This window comes from Rhizobium sp. Root149, assembly GCF_001427345.1.
Taxonomy (GTDB): Bacteria; Pseudomonadota; Alphaproteobacteria; order Rhizobiales; family Rhizobiaceae; genus Neorhizobium; species Neorhizobium rhizoryzae.
The window spans coordinates 516945-539261 of record NZ_LMGD01000021.1; the positions used below are offsets into that span (position 1 = coordinate 516945).

22 protein-coding genes are annotated in these 22317 nt (G+C 58.5%); 18 read left to right on the forward strand and 4 right to left on the reverse strand.

Translation table 11 applies throughout. From position 1 onward, the window contains the following. Window positions 1-10: 10 nt before the first annotated feature. The 3 genes from ASD54_RS26680 to ASD54_RS17865 all read right to left on the reverse strand — a co-directional run bounded on the left by ASD54_RS26680 (window position 11) and on the right by ASD54_RS17865 (window position 4207). On the reverse strand, window positions 11-1399 hold the full coding sequence (locus ASD54_RS26680) for a HEPN domain-containing protein (protein WP_156379275.1): 1389 nt from the start codon (window positions 1397-1399) through the stop codon (window positions 11-13). Continuing rightward, window positions 1396-2673 carry a DUF6035 family protein gene (locus tag ASD54_RS17860; protein ID WP_062424995.1) on the reverse strand — a complete coding sequence of 426 codons (1278 nt, stop codon included), beginning with the start codon at window positions 2671-2673 and terminating at the stop codon, window positions 1396-1398. Before ASD54_RS17860 ends, ASD54_RS26680 begins: the two co-directional genes overlap by 4 nt. A gap of 169 nt (window positions 2674-2842) precedes the next feature. After that, the gene (locus tag ASD54_RS17865) at window positions 2843-4207 is read right to left on the reverse strand and encodes a hypothetical protein (RefSeq protein WP_156379276.1); all 1365 of its coding nucleotides are present in this window, start codon (window positions 4205-4207) and stop codon (window positions 2843-2845) included. A gap of 292 nt (window positions 4208-4499) precedes the next feature. On the opposite strand from ASD54_RS17865, the gene ASD54_RS17875 reads away from it, so the two are divergent. From ASD54_RS17875 to ASD54_RS17940, 16 genes are all read left to right on the forward strand, one after another. Beyond that, window positions 4500-5153, forward strand: a complete 654-nt coding sequence (locus tag ASD54_RS17875) for a DUF433 domain-containing protein (RefSeq protein ID WP_062424998.1) — start codon at window positions 4500-4502, stop codon at window positions 5151-5153. Then, window positions 5150-5572, forward strand: coding sequence for a DUF5615 family PIN-like protein (locus ASD54_RS17880; protein ID WP_062424999.1), 423 nt, complete (start codon window positions 5150-5152; stop codon window positions 5570-5572). The genes ASD54_RS17875 and ASD54_RS17880 overlap by 4 nt, the downstream gene beginning before the upstream one ends. A gap of 9 nt (window positions 5573-5581) precedes the next feature. Next, complete coding sequence (locus ASD54_RS17885) at window positions 5582-6415, forward strand: hypothetical protein (protein WP_082546383.1); 834 nt, start codon at window positions 5582-5584, stop codon at window positions 6413-6415. Between the two features lie 72 nt (window positions 6416-6487). Beyond that, on the forward strand, window positions 6488-7426 hold the full coding sequence (locus ASD54_RS17890) for a DUF2971 domain-containing protein (protein ID WP_062425000.1): 939 nt from the start codon (window positions 6488-6490) through the stop codon (window positions 7424-7426). Between the two features lie 123 nt (window positions 7427-7549). Beyond that, window positions 7550-10522, forward strand: a complete 2973-nt coding sequence (locus ASD54_RS17895) for a TrlF family AAA-like ATPase (protein WP_062425001.1) — start codon at window positions 7550-7552, stop codon at window positions 10520-10522. A gap of 283 nt (window positions 10523-10805) precedes the next feature. Beyond that, on the forward strand, window positions 10806-11633 hold the full coding sequence (locus ASD54_RS17900) for an SDR family NAD(P)-dependent oxidoreductase (RefSeq protein ID WP_244484789.1): 828 nt from the start codon (window positions 10806-10808) through the stop codon (window positions 11631-11633). 68 nt (window positions 11634-11701) lie between these two features. Beyond that, on the forward strand, window positions 11702-12385 hold the full coding sequence (locus ASD54_RS17905) for a pentapeptide repeat-containing protein (RefSeq protein WP_082546391.1): 684 nt from the start codon (window positions 11702-11704) through the stop codon (window positions 12383-12385). 269 nt (window positions 12386-12654) lie between these two features. Further along, the gene (locus ASD54_RS17910; RefSeq protein WP_062425004.1) at window positions 12655-14790 is read left to right on the forward strand and encodes a ParB/RepB/Spo0J family partition protein; all 2136 of its coding nucleotides are present in this window, start codon (window positions 12655-12657) and stop codon (window positions 14788-14790) included. Window positions 14791-14888: 98 nt separating this feature from the next. Continuing rightward, complete coding sequence (locus tag ASD54_RS17915) at window positions 14889-15365, forward strand: hypothetical protein (RefSeq protein WP_062425005.1); 477 nt, start codon at window positions 14889-14891, stop codon at window positions 15363-15365. A gap of 161 nt (window positions 15366-15526) precedes the next feature. After that, window positions 15527-15832 carry a hypothetical protein gene (locus tag ASD54_RS17920; RefSeq protein ID WP_156379290.1) on the forward strand — a complete coding sequence of 102 codons (306 nt, stop codon included), beginning with the start codon at window positions 15527-15529 and terminating at the stop codon, window positions 15830-15832. Between the two features lie 425 nt (window positions 15833-16257). Further along, window positions 16258-16422 carry a hypothetical protein gene (locus ASD54_RS26990; RefSeq protein WP_171380208.1) on the forward strand — a complete coding sequence of 55 codons (165 nt, stop codon included), beginning with the start codon at window positions 16258-16260 and terminating at the stop codon, window positions 16420-16422. A 201-nt stretch (window positions 16423-16623) separates the two neighbouring features. Beyond that, window positions 16624-17190, forward strand: a complete 567-nt coding sequence (locus tag ASD54_RS17925) for a hypothetical protein (protein WP_062425007.1) — start codon at window positions 16624-16626, stop codon at window positions 17188-17190. Window positions 17191-17255: 65 nt separating this feature from the next. After that, complete coding sequence (locus tag ASD54_RS17930) at window positions 17256-17672, forward strand: hypothetical protein (protein ID WP_062425008.1); 417 nt, start codon at window positions 17256-17258, stop codon at window positions 17670-17672. Next, a complete protein-coding gene (locus ASD54_RS17935; protein ID WP_062425009.1) occupies window positions 17665-18309 on the forward strand; it encodes a hypothetical protein in 645 nt (214 codons plus the stop codon). Before ASD54_RS17930 ends, ASD54_RS17935 begins: the two co-directional genes overlap by 8 nt. Before the next feature lie 204 nt (window positions 18310-18513). Beyond that, window positions 18514-18777 carry a YjhX family toxin gene (locus ASD54_RS26240; protein ID WP_156379279.1) on the forward strand — a complete coding sequence of 88 codons (264 nt, stop codon included), beginning with the start codon at window positions 18514-18516 and terminating at the stop codon, window positions 18775-18777. A 1-nt stretch (window position 18778) separates the two neighbouring features. Further along, window positions 18779-19279, forward strand: coding sequence for an N-acetyltransferase (locus ASD54_RS17940; protein ID WP_062425010.1), 501 nt, complete (start codon window positions 18779-18781; stop codon window positions 19277-19279). A gap of 223 nt (window positions 19280-19502) precedes the next feature. Here the strand turns inward: ASD54_RS17940 and ASD54_RS17945 are convergent, their stop codons facing one another. Then, window positions 19503-20039: a TetR/AcrR family transcriptional regulator gene (locus ASD54_RS17945; RefSeq protein ID WP_062425011.1), complete on the reverse strand. Its 537-nt coding sequence runs from the start codon at window positions 20037-20039 to the stop codon at window positions 19503-19505. A gap of 87 nt (window positions 20040-20126) precedes the next feature. On the opposite strand from ASD54_RS17945, the gene ASD54_RS17950 reads away from it, so the two are divergent. Together ASD54_RS17950 and ASD54_RS17955 are read left to right on the forward strand one after the other, a co-directional pair. Beyond that, on the forward strand, window positions 20127-21647 hold the full coding sequence (locus tag ASD54_RS17950) for an MFS transporter (RefSeq protein ID WP_062425012.1): 1521 nt from the start codon (window positions 20127-20129) through the stop codon (window positions 21645-21647). 198 nt (window positions 21648-21845) lie between these two features. After that, entirely contained in the window at window positions 21846-22268 is a 423-nt protein-coding gene (locus ASD54_RS17955; RefSeq protein ID WP_062425013.1) for an antirestriction protein, read from the forward strand. The last annotated feature ends 49 nt before the right edge of the window (window positions 22269-22317 follow it).

Consider the following 22317-nt stretch of genomic DNA (forward strand, 5'->3'; position numbering starts at 1 on the left):
AGGCAATCGTTCATTCGCCAGCCGGTATTCGATCCGTTCGCTCTGCGAACTGCACAAACATGTTGTCCAACATGGACTGACCGATGCCAACTGTCTGCGCTTCAATCTCACGCAAAATCGCCATATGGGAAATCGCCTTCATAAGCTCAGTGGCATCCCAAAGATCTGCGCCTTCAAGAATCTGCGAGGTCTTGTCCGTCCGGTGTGCGTAAAAATTCCGTGTGGCAGCCAGTTGCGAAATAGCCGCCTTCTGTTTCAGGCCAGGGCGAAGTACCTTGATTTCTGCCGCGAAGAGCTCCCAGTAGTATTTTAGCCGTTGGCGAAGCCCTGGCTCGTGCGCATGAGCCAATACGCCGCCAACACGATCAACGACATCGTCGGAAATGCCCGCTGTCCGGAGAGTATCCAAGATAGGTACTGCGGCAATTGGGCTTGCTGACAGAGGCGCTGTCCGACGATGAGCAGCCTCGATCGCTTGAACAAAAAGCTGAAATCGTAATGCTGGCTCCAGATCCCGTTGCTCTAAACCCTGGAAATGCAGACTGACTGCATCTGCCAGTCCATCTGCTCGAACCAGCCAACGGTCGAGAAGCGCCGCCAGCTCAACAGGATCGTCAAAACTCACGATCCTGTTAGCTGGCTTATCAGAAAGCTGCGTTGCGCGGAGACCGTGGATACCGACATCATGGGGCCGACCATCTTCGATCAGCCGGAGATACGCCTCGTTGATACCTAACATCCGCCCCATTAACAGAGAAAAAAATTGCCTCACCCGATTCATCTTTTTCAGCGCCGTGTCCAAATCGACAGGCGTCTCGAAGCGCAGTTTGACAGGATACTTAAAAGCAAGTGATGGGCCTCCAACGAGGTCACCGTTAGTCTTCATGTCTTGGCCAAGCTCCACTATGAGCTTCGCTTCAGAACAATCGAGTTCGATCGGCTTCGCTGGATTGAAGGCCCAATTCAATGCAATTCGATTGTCCGGCAACAGCATAATCGAGTGCTGCAGGCCCGTAACGTGGTGAATCTTCGCGACATCCTCGACATACACGCACCAGCAATCAGAACGAACATCATCCAGTGCCGGAAATAGAGCCTCTTCCAGCGCAAAGGACACGCTGAACATGCTCATCCCGCCAACGCCGAGCCTAGTTTTCGAGCTTATTCGACGAAGGTGTAACAAAGAAAAATAGCTGCTATTGGTTCGAAAATGAATCAAATCTAACTTATCCGGGATGACATCTCGGAAATGTCCTTCCGGATCGGACACTTCAAGACGAAGTCGATTGTTGATCAACCGAAGCGCCGCGCCGAAACGCTGTTCACCGAAAAATACATGGCCGCGACGTTCATCAGATAACACTTCGATACTCTCTTTTGCGTATAGAATCGAAGTCACCTTCGATCCGTTACTTTATGCCTCGAAGCGAACGCTTCTGGAAAGAGCGTTAGAGCAATACGCCCCGTCAAGCTCTGTGGATCGTCTTGCTCCGCCTTGAGCGCAATCGCCACCTTGCTCTGAACGCTCTTTGTTTCCAAAGTGTCTTTCCTGCCTGCAAGCTCAGCGAATCGACGGATGAGGCGCGCAAAGCGATGCCGCCGCTCTACGTTAAGAAATGTGTTCAACACCTCCACGAGATTCTTCTGGCGCGACCCTACCGGGTGGCCGTCAAGCAAGGAGAGCAAGCAGTTGATCAAGGAGTCGATATCGCCCTCCTCGAGTGTGCGGTCGTCGACATCGATGAGCGATAGCTTGTAAGCCAGCTCCGCAAGAAGCTCCCCTCGTTCCGGCCTCTGAGTACCATGCTCGCCAGTTGCCGCACGCCAACGTGCCAGGAAGTCCTCGTGCCAATGAGGCTCAGGCGCCACAGCAAAAGCGCGGCCACTCGAAAGCCAATTCAATTCATGAAGACCGACGAGCTTGGAATGCCACAGGTTCTCCCTGACCCAGAAAGCACGAAGAATGACCTCGTTCCGCTGCCGTGAGAGCTGAACGGTCTCGTTGTCCATCGAGAACAGGTTCTTATTATGCGAATAGAAAATGTCTTCGAATGAACTGAGAAGCCGTCCGTTTGTCGGAGGCGGCTCAAAATTCCAGGTCAGCCACAGGAGCCGATACGCCTCGCTGTCATAGAAATCTTCGCGTTGGATGATGATCGGAATCTGGGTTGTCGCAAGCTGAACTTCGACGACAACTGGCGCTTCATCATAAACTGCACGCACATCGGGGCGCCGGCGGCCCCCTTCGCTGATGAGATATGCATCGATAATTACGCTTTCCGGCTTGGTCCGGCGATCCGCCGTGAGGAGTTCACCAACAATGTTTTTGATCTTCGCATGCAACGGACTTTCTTGAGCGCCGTCAAACTGCTGCGCACTGACTACGTCCACGCCGGAGGGCATCCCGGTCCACCATAAGCAGTCCTCAGGAGCGCCCGGATGATGCTTCCAATAAGGCTGTCCGGTTCGACCTTCACGCGGAGCGTAGACCGCATGCCCGCATAAGCCACAAACGTAACGCGGTCGACGATCCAGCCGGGCTCTGGTCGCAAGCCGCCTGACAATCTGGTAGTCGTCTTTGGGCATCCCCATCAAGGCATCGCTTGAAATCGTAAGCATCGTCTCCAGATCGATGGCTCGTTTAAGTGTCCTCTTGAATTGCTTCCCAGCCATCGCGACAAATCATCCCCATCAAACCGCATTCTAATTATTGCATTCCGGTGCAAGGCGATTGAACTAACAAACCTCTCCTCGCGGTGCTTGCCGAGGCGTCCGAACAGCTCCAGACCCGATCGGCCTTACACAGCAAAAGGCCACCACTAAGGGACTGAGCCGCAGGCTACTAGGACGCCCCGTAAACGGTCGGACGGCCATCAATGATGTCCTTGTCAGCCCCGACCATCGTTGGCCGAATCCAAAGCAACCTGCTTTCTGCCAGCGCTTTCCCAAACCGTTGATTCCGCCAGTGTCCCCGCCGCCAATGGCCAACGGCTGTCCCGCCGAGCATCTTTCGCTTGTCGAATGAAGTTCGATAGCCGCAGAAATTGATCCAGCGACAACCATCCTGGCGTGCTCGCGCTTCGGCCAATTTTCTTGCTTTGCCTTTGGCCCGCCTTACCTTTTCATGGACCCGCGGATCGCTTAGTCGTTTTTCCTGATCGCGATCGGGATAATTCAAATAGCAGACGAGGTTGAACACCAGTCGCGTGACCTCCTCCAGAACCGTCGGGTCGGAAATCACGTTGTGAAGATCATCAGGATGCCCATCCTCTTCTCGAAAGGTATCCATTGGAATGGCCGAGCGGCGACCACGCTCGATGCCATCTGCAACCGTATTGCGGTGCGAGACAAAATCGTAATACGCACGGAGTGTTGGCTGGCCCAAAAGTTCGGTCAATGAAAGCGATGTCGGAGCATGATCACGCCGACGGAAAGTGAAATCCACGCTGAACATCAAGTATGAGCGCCACTCGCCCGAACCGCGGATATCCACCTTGGCTGCTATTTCATCCATCACCGCATCGGGATCTAGCAGGTATCGGTCATAAAGCTGTTGGGCGGCCGAATTGTCAGCCAGTAGCTTCGCAATGTAACTGTCAAAGCTTGCAAAACTTTCGGAGCCCTTGCGCAGGCTGTCCAGAGCGCCTGGGATTCGCTCAAGATCCGCCCATTGTTTTCTCTGCTCAGCGATCAGTTCGTTCGGAGGGCGGGGGATCAACCGGAGAGAGTCAACCAGGCAGGTTTCAGCGGTGACATAGAATCCATCGACTACCCAATCGCGATTGTAGTCGGGCAGAAAATGTCCCGGTGTGAGAGCAACATAGAATGTGTTGTACGGCATCCGCAGGTTCTGGACGGGCAACTCATCCACGTCCGTATCGGCAAGCATTGCCAACAAGTCGGGGGCAAACTCAAATATCTGTTGCCCATCGTGGCGCCAGCTTCTGAGCACGGAACGCCAGTTACCCTCGCGCAAGATAACCTCCCAGGCTGTTCTTTCCGGCACGCCGTGAGGGAACTCTGCGAGAAAGGCGTCTTCGTGAGGCGCCACCACCTGCCGGTAATAGCTTTCCCGCTCTGCGTCGGTACCGTCCGGCCTATTGCTATCGACCGCCCAGTAAGCGTCAAGCCGAGGCTGTAAACCGCGCAATTCGGCTTCATGACGCCAAGCGTGCAACTGAGAAAGCCTCACGGCTGGATTAGTCACAACTCCCCCCAAAACAACAGATTCAGCTCACTGCAAGTTCTCGCTCAAACTCAGCAAGAAACGCTCATGTTAGTATGAATCGGGAAGCCGGAGCAGCGTCAACGTCTGATTGATTGACTCCAAAAACTCTTCCGCTGCTTGTCCGGCGATAAGCTCGGACAAGGGCCCGTGCGATTCTTGCCCGGAGCGCAGCATAAGTGAGATTCCCTCGCACCTATCAACCTCTATCTTGAAATTGGCGCCCTGAGAATATATATTCCGATCCATCGGAAGATTAAATTAGGAGGCCTACATGCCCGCTGTCGCGGAAATGCTGAAGGCGACCGAGGCCGCTGTCGTCTCGCGCGTGAGCCTGCGCGACATCAATCGCGTCATCGATGAGCGCATCCTGCCAGATGCCTTCGTGTCACTCGACAACGGGCGGTATGTTCTCGCTGGCGCATGCTCCTTCATTGCGTTTTACTTCGAGAGCGCCAAGCGCCTCACCTCGGAAGAACGGCTGTTCGCCATTAAGACCGCCGGCCCTAGGCTGACGCGCTCCCGTGCGCTCGCCTGGGCGGCATTGCTGCGCGAAGACTGGACCGTGCGCGACGAGTTCCTGACCATCGATCTGTTGCCCTTCGTGAAGGGCACGAGCGAGCGGCTGGACGATCTGGCAGCAGCGCGCGAAATCGTCTGTACCTCCGACGATATTCTCAGCAGTACGCCAGTCATTCGTGGCACTCGCGTTCCTGTCTACGATGTCGCAGCCGCCGTCGCGGCCGGTCGCCCGATCGAGCGCATCCTTGACGCCTGGCCAAGCCTCGATGCCGAGAAGGTTCGCCTTGCCGCGATCTATGCGGAAGCCAACCCGCTCCGCGGCCGGCCCCGCGTCTCGGGCGACCTCCCGGAAGGCTCGACCATCGTCACTGACCGGCGCGTACCTCGCCGTAGGAAGGCGGGATGAAGCTTCTAATCGACGAATGTCTCAGCCCAGAGCTTGCGAAGATCGCAATCGACAAAGAACACGGCGAAACCAGCCATATCGTTTGGCTGGGGCTCGGAGGATATAAAGACTGGGAGTTGACGCCGATCATCCTGGATGGCGACTGGATCTTCGTCACCAAGAACTCGGTCGACTTCCGAGGGCCAAGGGACAAGCCCGGAACGAAGGGGCAGTATGCCGATGTCGCGATTCATGCCGGCCTGATCTGCCTCAACGGCCCTCCTGGCATGGATCTCGATATGCAGATCGAACTCTTCGAGCAGGCTCTGCTCGAACTCGATGCCGACCCTGATCTGGTGAACCAAGTGCTCGAAATCACGCTCGACGACGACGATGATCTGCGCGTGCTCCGCTACGCGCTTCCTGCCGAAGAAAGCTGAGGTGGCAGCATGGCCCTGACGATGCCGACAGCATGGCGTTATGGCTCCCCCGGTGCGATGCCCCCGGTAGCGGTGAATGCCTTTAATTCACTTGTTCACTCCATCGCCAGCCAATCGGAATCGTCCTGGTCGATCTTTGAGCTGTTCAAGGCGAAATTCACTGGCGGCCAATCCTGGAGCTCCAGCGAAAGCTGGGCGATCAGCGACCTTCATGGTGCGATGATGTCGGCCGGGGACAATGCCCCGGTATTTATCAGCGCCTTCTGGGATGGGTGCGCGCAGATACAGACGGCGCATCCGGAAATAGGCCTCCCTGACGCCGATGTCGTCAACCAGATCCTCTATGAACATGAAGTGCCCTATGAGGTGAGGCCCCCAGCCCTGCTGGCACGCCATCCACAGACACCTATTGTCGTCCAGACGCCGCAGAAATCGCTGGGCCAACGCGCGCATGAGCTTATTCACACCTCGCTCGACCAAGCCGATCGCCTTCTTCTCGAACAACGGCCGCGGCAGGCAGTGCAGGAAATTCTTTGGCTCCTTGAAACGGTGTCGACGGCATTCCAGGGTCAGGAAAGCGGATCGGGAACGGTCGAAGGAAAATACTTCAACGAGATCATCCGCGCCCTGCGCAAAAATAACGGCGGCAGCGCGCTGGCCGAAGCGCTCGGTTGGATGACCAAGATGCACGGTTTCCTCTCTTCGCCGGGCGGCGGCGGCGTCCGACATGGCACGCAACTCGCGGCCGATGTTTCGCCGTCGCTGAGGGAGGCCCATCTCTACTGCAACCTGACACGCAGCTACATCAACTATCTCCTCGCGGAGTTGGCGGAGGTATCTTGATCGCCATCGCGCTTAAAGCGGGGAAGTCGCGTTCGAAACGGGAATGAAAATACTGAGGGACTGAGGGTGACCATGGCTGAGCTGATTAAGTTACCAAGACTGCTGTATAAATATCGAGGTTTCAGCCATCGCTTGCTCGACATGCTGGTCGCCGATGAACTGTACTATTCAGACCCGGGTGACTTCAACGACCCTCTCGACTGCCGACCAACGCTCGATGCGAACATTCCCAACGATCAGCTTGAACAGGTTCTTAGCCGTCTCCGCGAGCAGCGCATCCTTGATGAAATGCAGGCAGCGGCAAAGTCCCTCAAATATCGTGGCCCCAAAACCATCGATCACATAGCGCGGCACAGCCAGAAGGATGCCGCTCGGCTGCTTGAAGAAATCCGCTACCACGCCACAGATCCCAGCTACGAGATCGACGATCCCCTGCAATCGCTTCTGCGGCAGTATCTCGAAGAGGAACTGCTTCGCCGCTACGACCGTGGCATCGTTTCGTTCGGCGTCCGCGCCACATGTCCGTTGATGTGGAGCCATTATGGCGATCAGCACAACGGGATTTGTGCCGGCTACTCCGTTCCGGCCGGGGCGGAAGCCGACCTTCATAAAATCCGCTATGGGGGCAGTCGCAAGGTACTGGCCAGCGATGTGGCCGTGATGGAGATCGACAGCGCGGCGCGAGGCCGCGTTGACGAAGCCGTCCTGCTTCGCAAGGCCGCGAGCTGGCGTTATGAGCGGGAATGGCGCCTGATCGGGAGACGCGGCGCACAGGATTCACCGCTGGAACTCGAAGAAGTCGTCTTCGGCATTCGCTGCAAATCCACCGTCAAGTTTACGATCGTTCAGGCCCTGGCAAACCGAGGACGACCCGTGCGATTTTTCGAGATGCGCGAAGTGTCGGGTACTTTCCACCTCCGGAAGTACGCGCTCGACACCGATGAACTCGGAGCATCACTACCCCGGCGATCGCGCTCGATTTTTGAAGCCTTCGAGGTTCTGGATAAATAATGAAAACAGATTTCATAGAAGACTTGCTTTAAAACAACCTGTGGATGCTAAAAAGCTTTTAAGTCACATGGATTCGGACAGAGCAATAGGCCATCTATTTCTGCCGACACACGCGGAGGGGCAATGATCGGTAGAGGTTCGCAGTGGCGGCGTTGGGAGCCGCATATCCATGCGCCGGGGACAATCCTGAACAATCAGTTCGGCGGCGGCGATCCCTGGGAGGCCTATCTCACATCACTGGAAAGCTGCACGCCGACGATCGGAGCGGTAGCTGTCACCGACTACTATGTTACTGACACGTATGAGGAGGTGTTGCGACGCAAGCAGGCGGGGCGCTTGCCCAACGTCCAGCTCATCTTTCCAAATGTCGAACTGCGGCTCGACATCGCCGCCAAGACCGGCTTCGTCAATGTGCACCTGCTAGTTAGTCCGGAAGATTCTAATCATTTGGCCGAACTGCATCGCATTCTCCAACGATTGCAGTTCCAGGCGCATGGCGACACCTATAACTGTACTCGCAACGACCTGATTGCTCTGGGCAAGCGCGCCGACACCGCCATCATCGACGATGGCGCGGCTCTGCGCCACGGTGCCACGCAGTTCAAGGTCAACTTCGCTCAACTGCGCCAGGTGCTAAGAGACAGCGACTGGGCGAAGGCCAACATTTTGGTCGCAGTGGCCGGCGCAGCGGGAGATGGAACGTCGGGGTTGCGACAGGCGGCCGATGCGACGATGCGCCAGGAGATCGAGCGGTTCGCCCACATCATCTTCTCAAGCAGCCCCGCACAGCGCGAATTCTGGTTTGGCAAAAAAGGTGTGAGCGTCGAGCAACTCCGCGAAAACTATGATGGTTGCAAGCCCTGCCTGCACGGAAGTGACGCCCATGATCAAAAGAGCGTAGGCCAACCCGTCGAAGAGCGCTTCTCATGGATCAAGGGCGGGCTCGAGTTCGATGCACTGCGCCAAGCCTGCATCGATCCGGAAGGCCGCGCTTACGTCGGAACGGAACCGCCGCGAACCGCTATGCCCTCGCAAGTCATTTCGCACATCTCCATTGCTGATGCAGATTGGGCCGCGACTCCCAAAATCCCGCTAAACCCCGGCCTGGTGGCTATCATCGGGGCTCGCGGTTCCGGGAAAACGGCCCTCGCCGATATGATTGCTGCTGGATGCGATGCCATCACGCCATCTGGATGGAGCGCCAGCGAGAATGCTAGTCCCTCCTTCCTTGTCCGCGCCCGCAAGCTGGTCGGCAATGCGACGGCCACGTTGACCTGGGGTGGTGGTGCCACCATCACACGCGCGCTCGATGGTCGGGACGCCAACAATCATCTATCCTTTCCGCGCGCCCGATATTTGTCGCAGCAATTCGTGGAAGAGCTCTGCTCTTCCGGCGGCTTCTCTGACGGTCTGATCGCCGAGATCGAACGTGTGATTTTCGAATCCCACTCCGACGATCAGCGGGACGGTGCGATCGACTTCGCCGAGTTGCGCAGCCATAGCACAAGTCGCTTCCAGCAAGCCCGTGAGCGAGAAGCCGAAGCTATTGCCGACATTTCCGATCGCATCGCTACGGAACTGGAAAAGGAAAGTTCGGTCGCGACTCTGACTGCGCAGGTGACCCAGAAAACCAGCCTGATCAAAAGCTACAATGAAGATCTCGCCAAACTCGTCGTCAAGGGCACCGAAGCTCAGGCACAACGGCACACGCAACTCAGTCAGGCGGTGCAGGCCGTACGCAGCAAGATTCAGGGGTTCGGCAATCAGCGGCGGACCTTCCTCGCCCTGCAGGATGAGGTGAAAAGCACCCGCGCGACCAAGGCGCCCGAATTGTTGCGGCAGGCCAGGGAACGCCATCAGCAAGGCCATATGAACGATCAGCAGTGGGACGAATTTCTGCTGGTCTATAAAGGCGATGTCGACAAGAGTCTGGCGGGTTACGTCACATGGGCGGATCAACAGATCGCCGCCCTTAATGGTGTTCCTCTGCCACCGGGAATTCCCGCGCCACCCATCGCCGACGGTGCCGATCTTTCGACACTCACCCTCAACGTTCTTCAAGCCGAGATGACACGGCTCGAAGCTCTGGTCAGCGCAGACAAATTGATCCGGGATCAGTATTCCGCGCTTTCGCTCCGTATCGCGCAGGAGAACACCGCCCTTCAGAGCCTGCAGACCCGTCTCACCGATTCGCAGGGCGCCGCTGTCCGCAAGAAGGACCTGCAAACCGAACGTGATGCAGCCTATGGCCGTGTGTTCGAAGCGATCATCAATGAGCAGATGGCGCTCGCTAGTCTCTACGCTCCCCTTATGAGCCGTCTGGCAGCGTCATCGGGAACCTTGCAAAAGCTCGGCTTCTCCGTGCGACGTATCGTTGATGTCGAAGCCTGGGGAACGATTGCCGAGGAGAAACTCCTAGATCGTAGAAAGGCCGGCCCCTTCAATGGTCGTGGATCGCTGATCCAGTTGGCCAATACAGCGCTCAAGCCGGCGTGGGAAAATGGGACGGCAGCGGATGTGCAGACCGCAATGGCCACCTTCATTTCAACCTATCTGAGAGACTTGATCGGGCACGCCCCAATCGCTCAAACGCAACAGGCGGAGTTTCGCGCCTGGCTGAAGGAATTTGCCCATTGGCTCTTTGCAACCGATCATATCTCAGTGCGCTACGAGATCGTCTATGACGGCATCGATATCCGCAAGCTCTCACCCGGCACGCGAGGCATCGTTCTCCTTCTTCTCTATCTGGCTTTGGATGATGCCGATGACCGTCCGCTCATCATCGATCAGCCCGAGGAGAATCTCGATCCCAAGTCCGTCTTCGACGAACTCGTCTCGCTGTTCATAGCTGCGAAGTCCAAGCGGCAGGTGATCATGGTCACCCACAATGCGAACCTCGTGATCAATACGGATGCGGATCAGATCATCGTTGCAGAAGTCGGCCCGCATCAGATTGGCGGTCTGCCCCCGATCACCTACAGGGCTGGGGGTCTGGAAAATGCCAATATCCGCAAGGCAGTTTGTGACATTCTTGAAGGTGGCGAGGAGGCATTTCGTGAGCGGGCACGGCGTCTGCGCGTCAGACTGGAAAGATGAAATGCGTTCATCCGGATTGACAGCTTTCAGGCATTACAGAAAGGCGTTTTTGTGGGGGAAGGCCTTCCCCCTGGCCGGCGACGTGGTCGCCGGCACACCCCCATCAGCGGGGAGACCCCGCAACGCCCCCAGCCCAGCCATAAACTGAGCAACCGCTGGCTACATGCTTGCCCGTTACCTGCCCACATGCTACGACCCTCCAGTCGATAAGAGAGCAGGCCGTTGGTAGTTCGGCCGCTTCCACGTATGTGGAAGTTTCTCGTCCTCCAGGACATCCACGACAGTGCCAACCGTGATCCCACGGCGCACTGGTGTGTCCGAGGCTATCTTCAACGTCACGGCGCACCTAGCTTTTTTGAAAGGATGCACGATGACGACAACACCAAAGAAATTTCTCATTACTGGCGGTGCCGGTGGCATCGGTCTGGCGCTCGCGAGGGCGCTGATCGCCGAAGGTAACGCCGTAATTGCTTGTGGTCGCGACCAAGGTCGACTTGATGCGGCCAGAACCTTGGTTCCAGAATTGTTGACCAGACAATGCGATGTCTCGGATCGACAAGATCGCACCGCCCTGGTGAATTGGATTGCTCAGGAGCATCCAGACCTTTCCGCACTTATCAACAACGCTGCAGTGCAGACCAAGACAGACTTCAGCCGTCCACTCGATGAAGCCCAGGTCACCGCAGAAATGCAGATCAACTTCCTCGCGCCTTTGATGCTATCGCTGGAGTTGCTGCCGATCCTGAAGTCGCAGGACGCAGCCATGATCATAAACCTGTCGTCAGGTCTGGCATTTTGTCCGGTCGCATCCCTGCCCGTTTATAGCGCGTCCAAAGCGGCGCTACATTCGGTGACACTGAGCCTGCGGCACCAACTCGCCTCTCAGGCGGTCCGCGTGATCGAGATCATTGCCCCTCCCGTAGACACAAGCCTTGGCGGCCATGCGGCGCTGGACGCAATCGCCGCTGGGCTGCCTGTCCTTAAACCAGAGGAGTTTGCTGCGGAGGTCGTGGGTGCCCTGGGCAAAGACCAAGACGAGATCGCGATCGGCATCGCACAGGCGAGCCGGCAGCAGGGCGAGGCCCTCTTCGCTTTGATGAACCAAGCGTAACTGAAAAGTATGCAGTCGCCCGCCCTGGAAAGCGGGCGATGGGCAGGCACTGCGGCTTGGAGGCCATCATGAGCAAACCCATAGAAATCGTTGAACGCTCGTTAGACGAAGAAGATATCCGTTCGATGTCTGAAACGATGCTCCCGCATCACATAAAATCCTGCCAACTTGAAGGTAAGGATCTCTCAAGACTGAATTTTTCGGGATGGACTTTTGAGGCCTCCTCGCTGGTGCGCACCAAATTCGATAGTGCCCAGTTGGAGGGCTCGAGATTTATACGTTGTAGAGCCGGACACGCTAGCCTGGAGGCTGCCAACCTGTCGGAAGCGGTGCTGAGCAACAGCGATTTCAACAATGCCAATCTTAGGCGAGCCAAGCTGAACCAAGCCGAAATTGCCGACTGCAAGTTCACGGGGGCGGACATGTCCTCAATAGCGGCTTTGGCCATAAAGTTGAGTGGAAGCATTTTCTCCGCGGCGGCGCTGCCAGCGATGTCATTCCGCAAGCAAGTGCTTGAACGCCTGGACTTCAGCATGGCAGACCTGTCGCGATGCGATTTTCGGGATGCTATTTTACGCGAGTGTAGTCTGAGGGAAGCTAATCTGGTTGATACCCGATTCGAAGGCGCCGATTTGCGAGGGGCTGACGTGGGCGGGATCAAGCTCGTCGATGCCAGAAAGTTCAAGGGCGCCATCATCTCACGCCAGCAAGCAGGTCAATTACTGTCAGAATTGGGAATATTGGTACGCTAACGGCCGCCACCGAACCTAACCTTTATTCGTGGTGAACTAGACCGGCATCGCTCTACCGTGAGGCTCGACAAAGTCGAGTTCAGAACGGGCGCCGCCCGCAGCCAGCCCGATCTTTGGAGAGGCGTGAATCGGGTTTGCGCCTTTGCGCTCCTCAGGCTTTCCGGTTCTCCGCTTGTGCGGCCGAAAGAGAGTAAGAGGAGTGTGGGGATTTTCGTGACGGGTTCAGGACGGGAGAGAGGCTCTCGGCACCCGTCGCGGAGACTATCACGATGGCACCTGCTGCTCAGAAAATCACCCTGTCGTCCTCGCGCGACATTCCCTTCAACAAGCTGATCCTCAGCCAATCGAACGTCCGCAAGGTCAAGGCTGGCATCTCGATTGAGGAACTGTCGCAGGACATCGCCCGCCGCGGCCTGCTTCAGGGCCTTAATGTCCGACCTGTCGTCGATGCAGAGGGCAATCAGACCGGCATGTTCGAGATTCCCGCTGGTGGCCGCCGCTACCGCGCGCTTGAACTTCTGGTCAAGGCCAAGCGCCTCGCCAGGACCGCGCCGGTGCCCTGCGTCGTGCGCGAAGCTGGTAGCGACATCCTACCTGAGGACGACAGCCTCGCCGAAAACCTTCAGCGCGCGCCCCTCCATCCCCTCGATCAGTATCGCGCCTTCCAGGATATGCGTCTCAAGGGCATGTCCGAGGAAGAAATCGCGGCGGCATTCTTCGTTTCCACCAATATCGTGAAGCAGCGCCTGCGGTTGGCTTCCGTCGCGCCCTCGCTGCTCAACCTCTATGCCGAGGACGGCGTGACGCTCGAACAGCTCATGGCTTTCACCGTCAATCCCGATCACAGCCGTCAGGAACAGGTCTGGGACGCGATCAAGGATAGCTGGTCGAAGGAGCCGCACCAGATCCGCCGCATGTTGACCGAAACAACGGTACGCGCCTCCGACAAGCGGGCGCAATTCGTCGGCATCGAGGCTTATGAGGCAGCCGGCGGCATCGTGCTCAACGACCTCTTCCAGTCCGACGATGGCGGCTGGCTGCAGGATGTCGGCCTGCTTGAGCAGCTCACCGACGACAAGCTGAAGGCGCAAGCCGAGGCGATCGGCTCTGAGGGCTGGAAATGGGTCGATGCCCGCACCGAGACGCCCTATGGATATGGCCACGGCCTGCGCCGGCTGATCGGCACGACCACGCCCCTGAGCGATGAAGAACAGGCGACCTTCGACGCCCTCACCGCAGAATATGAGGCACTCGAAGCGGAATATGCCGAGGCAGAACAATACCCTGAGGAAGTTGACGAGCGTGTTGGCGAGATCGAAACGGCGCTTGCCGCCTTCGACGATCGTCCGGTCGTCTACGACCCAGCCGAGATCGCCCGCGCCGGTGTATTCATCAGCATCGACCGCGAAGGCCGCATGTCGATCGATCGCGGCTATGTCCACCCCGAGGATGAAGCCCCTCTCGCCGTCGATGGCGGCGACGACACTGAGGGCGCGGTCACGCCGCCCGGCGGTTCGGCATCGTCGATCTCGGCACGACAGCACGCAGTCATCACCATTGGCGGCCAGCCGACCGAACAGGATGATGACGAAGAGGATGTCATCAAGCCGCTGCCCGAGCGGCTGGTCTCAGAACTGACAGCGCACCGTACGCTGGCGCTCCATAATGCGCTGGCGAATAATCCCCATGTTGCAATGACCGCCTTGCTGCACAGGCTGGTGACGGAGCGCTACCACTATTCCGCGCCGAGCGGATGCTTGGAAGTGACCGTGCGTCATCACTTCTTCTCGGCCCAGGGCAATGACCTCAAGGACAGCGCTTCCGCCAAGGCCATCGCACAGCGTTACGACGACTGGAAGACCGATCTGCCCACCGAGCCGACTGCCCTGTGGGACTGGATCGCAGCACTCGACGACGCGAGCCGCATGGCCTTGCTCGCCCATTGCGTCAGCTATGGCGTCAATGCGCTCGTCGAGAAGGTCGACCGTTACGGCGGCTCAGGGCTTTCGCAGCACAGCCTCGACCAGCGCATCACGCAGGCCGATCGACTGGCCCGCGCCACCGCCCTCGACATGGTCGACGAAGCAGGATGGCGTCCGACGGTTGAGAACTATCTTGGTCGCGTCACCAAGCCGAGAATCCTCGAGGCTGTCCGTGAAGGCGCTGGCGAACGCGCGGCCCAGCTCATCGAGCATCTCAAGAAAGGCGACATGGCAAAGGAAGCCGAACGCCTGCTAGCCGATACCGGCTGGTTGCCCTCGCCGCTGCGTCTGATCGAGACCGAACAGTCCCCGGTCATTGAGGTGGAAGCTGAGACCGCGGCACTGCCGGACTTCCTCTCCGGCGTCGACGAGGATGCCGGCGACATCGACGCCGATCCGACGCACCTGATCGCGGCGGAATAATCAGCCACAGCGGGGCGGTCACGGTCGCCCCGTCTGCTCCCCTTCGCCCCTCCAAGCCTGGCATCCGCCGGGCCATTCTCGTTTCAGGAGACCTGACTGTGTCTGCATCACTTGTTTTCGATATCGCCCCGCTCGGCTCACTTGTGGCCTATGCCAACGGAGAGCCCAAACCGCCAGCGCGCTTCACCAAGAAGCTTGCCGCTTGGGAACGGAACAATGGCGTCGGCCGCCTTGTCCGCAAGGAGCCCATGCGCGAACGCCCAACCTACACGTCCCCTCCATGCTTCACCCTGCATGAAGGCAATTTCGGCCAAAGCGGCATCATCCTCGTCACGATCATGCGGACTTACGGCATCGACAGCAGCCTGATCTTCCGCGTCATCGAACGCCCTCAGATCGGCCAGGTCCGTGTCGTGCAAGACATCGGCGACAATGTGGAGCTTCTCCATCTCGCCGAAAGCCGTGAAGCCGCCGAACTCTGGTTGGCGAAGACCGGATGCGCGCGCGCGCATCTCGAGGAGATTTCGGCTGACGAGGTTGGCGCCGATGTCATCGAAGGACGCATCGCCGCCTGATCACAACGTTCCATCCAGCTAGGCCCGCTGTCGAAAGATCGCGGGCCAACTTCGTTTTTCTGGGAGATCATCATGGCCATCGCCGACCATGCCCGCGCCAACTTCAACCTGCCTCTGTGTGCCGCAGCCGACGGCAATGCAACGGGTACGCACATCGGAGGATCCGCGTCGTGATCGACATAGACACCATCTTTGCGCTCGATCGTGAGCAGCCGCCCGCGGAACGCTCGCTGCCGTGGGAGGACAATTGCAATGGATTGGCCGTCGTCGTTGAGCCAAAACCGCATTGGGCCAACGATCTGCTGGTCTACAAACTCACGTCCCGCGAGTATTGTTGCTATCGCGACTGGACCGAGAATGGATCGGCAGCCCGTTTCATCGGCCATGTCGACACTACCGGCGATGACGTCATGATGAAGGCAAGGGGGATGATCGCCCGCGAAATTGCGGATGGTCTGTGGTGCTAAACCACGGCCCAGAGGAACCGCCGCGCGGCGATGTGATAGCGGAGCGTCTTCGCCGCGAAGAGATTAGATTTCGGCTTTTGACCATGCAGGGTCGAGAGAGCCGACGGCAACGCCCGCGGCATTTGTCAGGAAACACGCTAACTACCGATCAGAGCATCGGCGAGACTGACGAAACACAGCATCTGCATAAGGGGTTACGGCTCTGGTCAGATGCGAAATACCATTCCCGCTTCCATTCGCAAACCTTGGTCCGATCCGTCTCTTTGACAATCAACCCGTGAAGGGTCGGCTTACGCGAGCGTGCCGCCCTCGCGGATTCGGGGCATTCCCGAACACACGAGGGTGATTGCAGATCCGATCAGACACTTCGGGCGCCTGTCGCGCGGGGGATGGTCCCCCGCCTCCCCAAGACAGGAGCCGGAACCATGTCCTTTGCAGATGCCACCGCTTTCGCCGCCAGCCTCGCCACCACCCTGATGGTCTCGATCGTCGTTTTCCAGGCAGGAGACGGCACCCACGCGGCGATGGTCGCCTCCGAGTTCGACGGCGACGAAGACATGGTCGAGCTCGAGATCGATCCCTTCCAGTGAGGCGCAAGCGCCTCACATCAACGGCCCGTGGCACCTTGCGCCCGGGCCTTGCGGCGTGGTCGGCCAACTCCACCACACCCATAAAAGCCGAAACCTGAGCTTCGGCAACCACCGCAATAAGAGTGAGAGGACGGAGGTGGAGGCCATGACGGGATGAGGGTTGGGAGAGAGACTTCCGCCGCCTGTCACGGAGTGATCCTCATGCGACACAGCACACCACAGGCCGCCGCCTTCATACCTGCCAAAAAGATCACATTCGACGAGTTGGTCTCACATCTGCGCAGCGCGGCGCGTTTTCCCCTCCGCATCGTCATGATCGGGACCGCCACGTTCATCGATGACGATCCCCAGGCCGAGCTGATCTTCTACGACCGCACCGTCCATCTCGCCGAATGCGGTTCTCTGCAAGATGCCATCATCACCGCCGAAACCCGCATCGCCCATGCCGATATCAAAGGCAGTGCGGGCGCCGGCGTTCGCTACTCGCCGCGCATCGTCACCGTAATCGACCGCGAGGGACGGCTTGTTGTCGCAGGCGAAGTCCGTGCACAGAACATCAGTTGGTGCGATCCCGTGACGTCCGACGGCGAGGCCCGCATGGTCGTCACCGAAGCCAGCCAATTGCGGGGAAAGGCCTTCGCAGAAGCAAGCTCCGACAATTCCGACGCCGCGCGGTGCCTGCGCTTCCGCGCCGGTGTTCTCGAAGGCCGGCTCGTTGACAGTATCTGGCGCGAGCCTGCCCGCGAAGCGCTCCTCCAGGCCACCTGACCAACACTCATTCCCTACCCCATGCCTGGCGGCCGCGCCGGGCGTTTTTGTTTCAGGAGCCCGACATGGCCGACTATTTCACCCATTTCTCCTGCCTGCTCAATGTCGGAACACCCGACAATGCGGCGCACGCGCTCGATCTCTATAATCGCCTGTCCGAGGATGGCGCCTCCGAGGATCCGCCGTCCAACGGCTTCTTGCTGTCCATCCAGCCCGAGCATGGCGGAACGCAGCTCTGGATGCGCGATGACGTGACCGGCGATCCCGAACGCCTCACCCAATTCGTCAAGCTTTGCGCCACGGAATTCCGGCTGACCGGCAGATGGGGTTTTCAGTACGCAAATACCTGCTCGAAAGCTCGTATCAACGCTTTCGGCGGCGGTGCGCATGTGATGGATCTGGCAACCGGGGAAACGATCGCCTGGACTTACACCGATGGCTGGCTCGCGGAAGTCCTCGACGGAGGTGATTCCAATGCCTGAGATCATCGAAACAACCGTCTATCGCCTACATGAGTTGTCCGATGCCGCAAAGGACAAAGCACGCGCTTGGTATCGGGAAGCCTCCGGCGACGATGATTGGCACGAGTTCGTCTTCGAGGATTTCGAGGCGATCTGCACCATTCTCGGTGTGCGGCTGAAAACCCGCCCGTTACGGCTTCATGGCGGCGGCACCCGACAGAAGCCTTGCATCTGGTTTCGCGGGTTCTGGAGCCAGGGTGACGGAGCTTGCTATGAAGCCTTCTATTCCTATCAGAAGGTAGCGCCGCGCCAGATTCGGGGCCATGCGCCGAAGGACTACGAACTGCACCGTATCGCGGAAGCGCTGCAGGCGATCCAGCAACGCAACTTCTTCCAGCTCAACGCCGAGGCCAGCCACCACGGTCACTACTACCACGAACATTGCATGTCGATTTCGGTCGAGCGCGACAGCCCGACTTATCAGGACAAGACGACCGATGCGGAGGAGACCGTGACCGAACTTCTGCGCGATCTTGCCCGCTGGCTCTACCGCCAGCTCGAACGCGAATACGAGCACCATCTGTCTGACGCAGTTGTCGATGAAATGCTCACTATCAACGGCCACACATTCACAAAGTCAGGCGATCGTTTTGAATGATCGGCTGAGTCAACGCTTGCCACAATTGCGACGGGCCCCTATTCGGTATTCGTGCTGAGCGTGTATCTGCTGCTCAGACAACGGAGACTGGATGTCAGAGCTTGTGTGATAAGGCTCTCTGAAAATCAGAGAGCCTCGTGAAATTCTAAGCCGCCGGGCGCTCACGCGCCAGGGCGTTTTTTCACATCTATACACGAGCCTATTATGAACATCTCTCGAAATGACCCACGTGCTCTGCGCGCTCTCGCCCTTCGCGGCCATATTCTGCGTGAACGCGACCGCGGCCCAAAGATTAAGACCGTTGGCTGCTTTGTTCGCGACGGGATAATCCTTGCCGACTATGGCCCAGCTACATTCTCCCGACTGCGGCGAAAAAGCTTTATCGAAGCCAGATCAGGCCAGCCTTATCGTATCTCCAGACGTGGTCTCATCGCCGTGCGCTCTCAACTCGACAATCAGGGAGTCTGACATGCAGATCCGTAACGAAATTACAGGCGACACGCCGGCAGTCAGCCAGCTTGTCACTGAAGCGTTCGGGACGCTTCCGCAATCAAGCGGCACCGAGGCGAATATCGTCGAGGCACTGCGGGCGCAGGGTGCGCTCACCCTTTCGCTTGTCGCCGAGGACGACGGTGAAGTGATCGGTTACCTGGCCGCCTCAGCCGCACGGATCGGGATGCAGAACGGCTGGGCGCTACTCGGTCCGCTTGCCGTTTTACCGTCGAGGCATCGCCAAGGCATCGGCACGGCCCTTATAGCCGAAGCTTTACTGCGACTTCGGGCAACCAGCAGGGGCGCCGCATTGGTGGGTGATCCCGGCTACTACGGCAGGTTCGGTTTTCGGACTTTCATTGACCTGTGCGTCGTCGGTTGCCCTCCCGAGTTTGTTCAGGCCTTGCCATTCGACGGCGTTGAGCCGCGTGGTGAACTGATCCATCACTCGGCATTCGGTCTGAACCAGCAGGGATGACACAAGGTTGGGCTGCATTTCCCGAGAGGTGCAGCCCGGCCCCTATCGTCGCAGACGGCGAATGCGACAGTGCTCGAACCGTCCTTCCGTTATTTTCCGATGCCGGCGGGAGCTTACCGCTCTGTTGCGTCGCGTATACGAAAAAAGCGGATGTCCGCTCTGATGCAGAAACAGCAACCGACAGATCAACTTCTCATAGCTTGCAATCGAGCTCCAGAGGCGCTCACCCAGCCAAGCGCGCCAGAATTGCTTCGACATCGTCGAGAAAGTCTGTCCAGGTGCCGTCCTCGTCAATGCCATTCATGCGCATGAGGAACAGCCCCTCCACCGCAAGAAAGGCCACACGCGCCGCCTGTGCATCCGGTGACGCTCCCGAAAGCCGGCGAAAAATCCCGAGATACCAGTCGCGTGTTTCACTAAGGTTCACCGGATCCTCCAGGTAGCTGACCAAAAGCCCGGCCACCTTGGCATTCATTGCTTGCTGTGAAGCTCTGGTCGCCGCGATGTAGCGTCTGACGAACGTGACCGGGTCCTCGGCAGCGTCGTCCCCCAGCATCGCGTCGAATTGGCTGGTCCAGCGATCAATTACAGCGCGCACCAGGTCGTCCTTGGTAGCGAAGGAATATTGCACCCCGCCTTTGGAAATCCCCGCCGCCTGTGCAAGGGCGCCGATGGTCAGCGCTGACCCGCCGCCACTACACACAATCTCTTCGGCTAAATCCAGCAACCTGTCGCGGCTGATCGTCGGTTTCCTGCCCATCGGTCCTCTGCCTGCTCACTCGCCTATTGAAATCCATACGTATGTATTTATATCGGAGCCTGCAACAGAATTCTAGGTGAATAGACTATGGCCGCCCTTCAACCCGATCCGAAACGCTGGCTGGTGCTGCTGGCCGTAATGCTAGCCTTTCTGCCAGTGGCGTTGGACATGACCATCCTTCATGTCGCGGTGCCAACGCTGACTCAAGCACTGGGTGCTTCCAGCACCCAGGTACTGTGGATCATCGACATCTATCCGCTGCTGATGGCCGGGCTTCTGGTTCCGATGGGGACGTTGGCAGACAAGGTTGGCAATCGCCGCATCCTCTTGACCGGGCTTACAATCTTTGGTGTTGCCTCGGCATTGGCGGCTTTCGCGCCGAATGCACCCATGTTGATCGCGGCGCGGATGCTGCTGGCGCTTGGTGGTTCGATGATCATGCCGTGCGTGCTCGGCATCATCCGCCGCACGTTTGATGATGAGTCTGAGCGCGGTCTGGCCCTTGGCCTCTGGGGAACAGTCGGCGCCGCGGGCGCGGCGGTGGGTCCGCTGATCGGTGGCGCACTGCTGGAGCACTTCTGGTGGGGCTCGGTTTTTCTCATCAACATTCCGGTGATGCTGGTCGTTGCCCCCGCCTGCTGGTTCCTTTTACCCCGGCGTGAGGAAACCAGTCCTGGCCACTGGGCAATCGGGCAAGCGCTCTTGCTGATCGTCGGAATGATCTCGGTAGTCTATGCAATCAAGGCAGGGTTCGGTGCCAAGCAGCCGCCGGCGGTGGCTCTGCTGGTGCTGGTCTTCGGTGTCGTTCTGCTTGTGCTCTTTGCCCAAAAGCAGCTGCGCACGGCTCAACCGATGCTGGATCTGTCACTATTCGCGCACCCGTTCATTGTCGCGGGCATGGTCATGGCGATGGTTGCCAGCGGAGCGTTGGCCGGGGTCGAGCTGACCTTGGCGCAAGAACTGCAATACGTGCTCGACAAGACACCGCTTCAGGCAGGGATCTTCATGATCCCGATTATGGCTGCCGCAGCGGTGGGCGGGCCGTTCGCGGGCTGGCTGTCGGGCCGGTTCGGGCTGAGACCCGTGGCCTGCCTTTCGATGGCGATCTCGGCACTGGCGCTGGCCTGGCTCGCAGTCAGGGATTTTCACACGCCGGGGCTGATCGTGCCGGCACTGCTGGCAATTCTGGGGCTGGCGCTAAGTATCGGTCTGACGTCTTCCTCAATCGCGATCATGGGATCTGTCGAGGCCAGCAAGGCCGGCGCAGGGGGATCGCTGGAGGCCACAGGCTATGAGCTTGGTACCGGCCTCGGGATCACACTGTTCGGAGTGTTCATGTCGGCCGTTTACGAGCGCAACTTCGAACTGCATTCGGAAATACCGGAGGGTCTAGCCCAACAGGCCGCGCGCTCCATCGGTGACAGCTATTTGGTGGCCCATCAGCTTGTGGCAGATCAGGGGAGCGAAGTGATCGCGGCGGGGAAAGCTGCGTTTTCAATGACCCATTCGGTACTGCTGATGACTGCCGCGGTGTTGATCGGAATGCTGGCGGTGCTGGTATTCTTTCTTCTTGCGGGGTCCCGAAAGGTCGCCAGCAGACATCATTGAAGCGTAGGCAGCCAACAGCCACCGCATTGAGCAAGCAAGTTCGAGTGGCAGCAATGGGCGGCCAAAATTGACCCAAGCTTCTGCGTGAGGGCAACAGCCTTAAGAGGAAGAGGACTTTGGAAGGGGGTCGAGTCCGTGCGGTCGAGAGAGAGCGCCGCCGGAACTTTACCCTTCCGACTCTCTGGAGGCATCAACCCCATGTCCTTATCCGATACCGCAGTACGCCTTGCTACACTCGTCCCTGAGCGCCGCCGTCAAACCTTCCTCCCAACGATGTTCGGCACTCGGCACCTGATCATCGCAGAGAACACCCTCTACAATCTCATGGGCTGGCTCAGTCCGCAGGATTACGGCGGGGGTCTCTGGGACTTCTACGAACAGGAGGGCATGCCCCTCTATCTTGTGCCAACCTCCAGGCCCCGCTACCGGATCGTCTGTGAGACGAACGGCTACGAGGGCGAAGTCCCCGCCGAGGCAGCCGGCATCATCGCCACGCTGTTCACCTTCTCCCATCTCTCGTTCAAGTACCAATCCGATCTTCTGGTCGAGGGGTATGACCGCCTCTATGCATATGCTGCGGATCATTCCGAGGCGTCCGAAATTTTTCAGGCCATCGACTGAGCATACTGAGCGCCCCGCCTCACGGCCGGGCGCTTTTTTCATGTCGGCC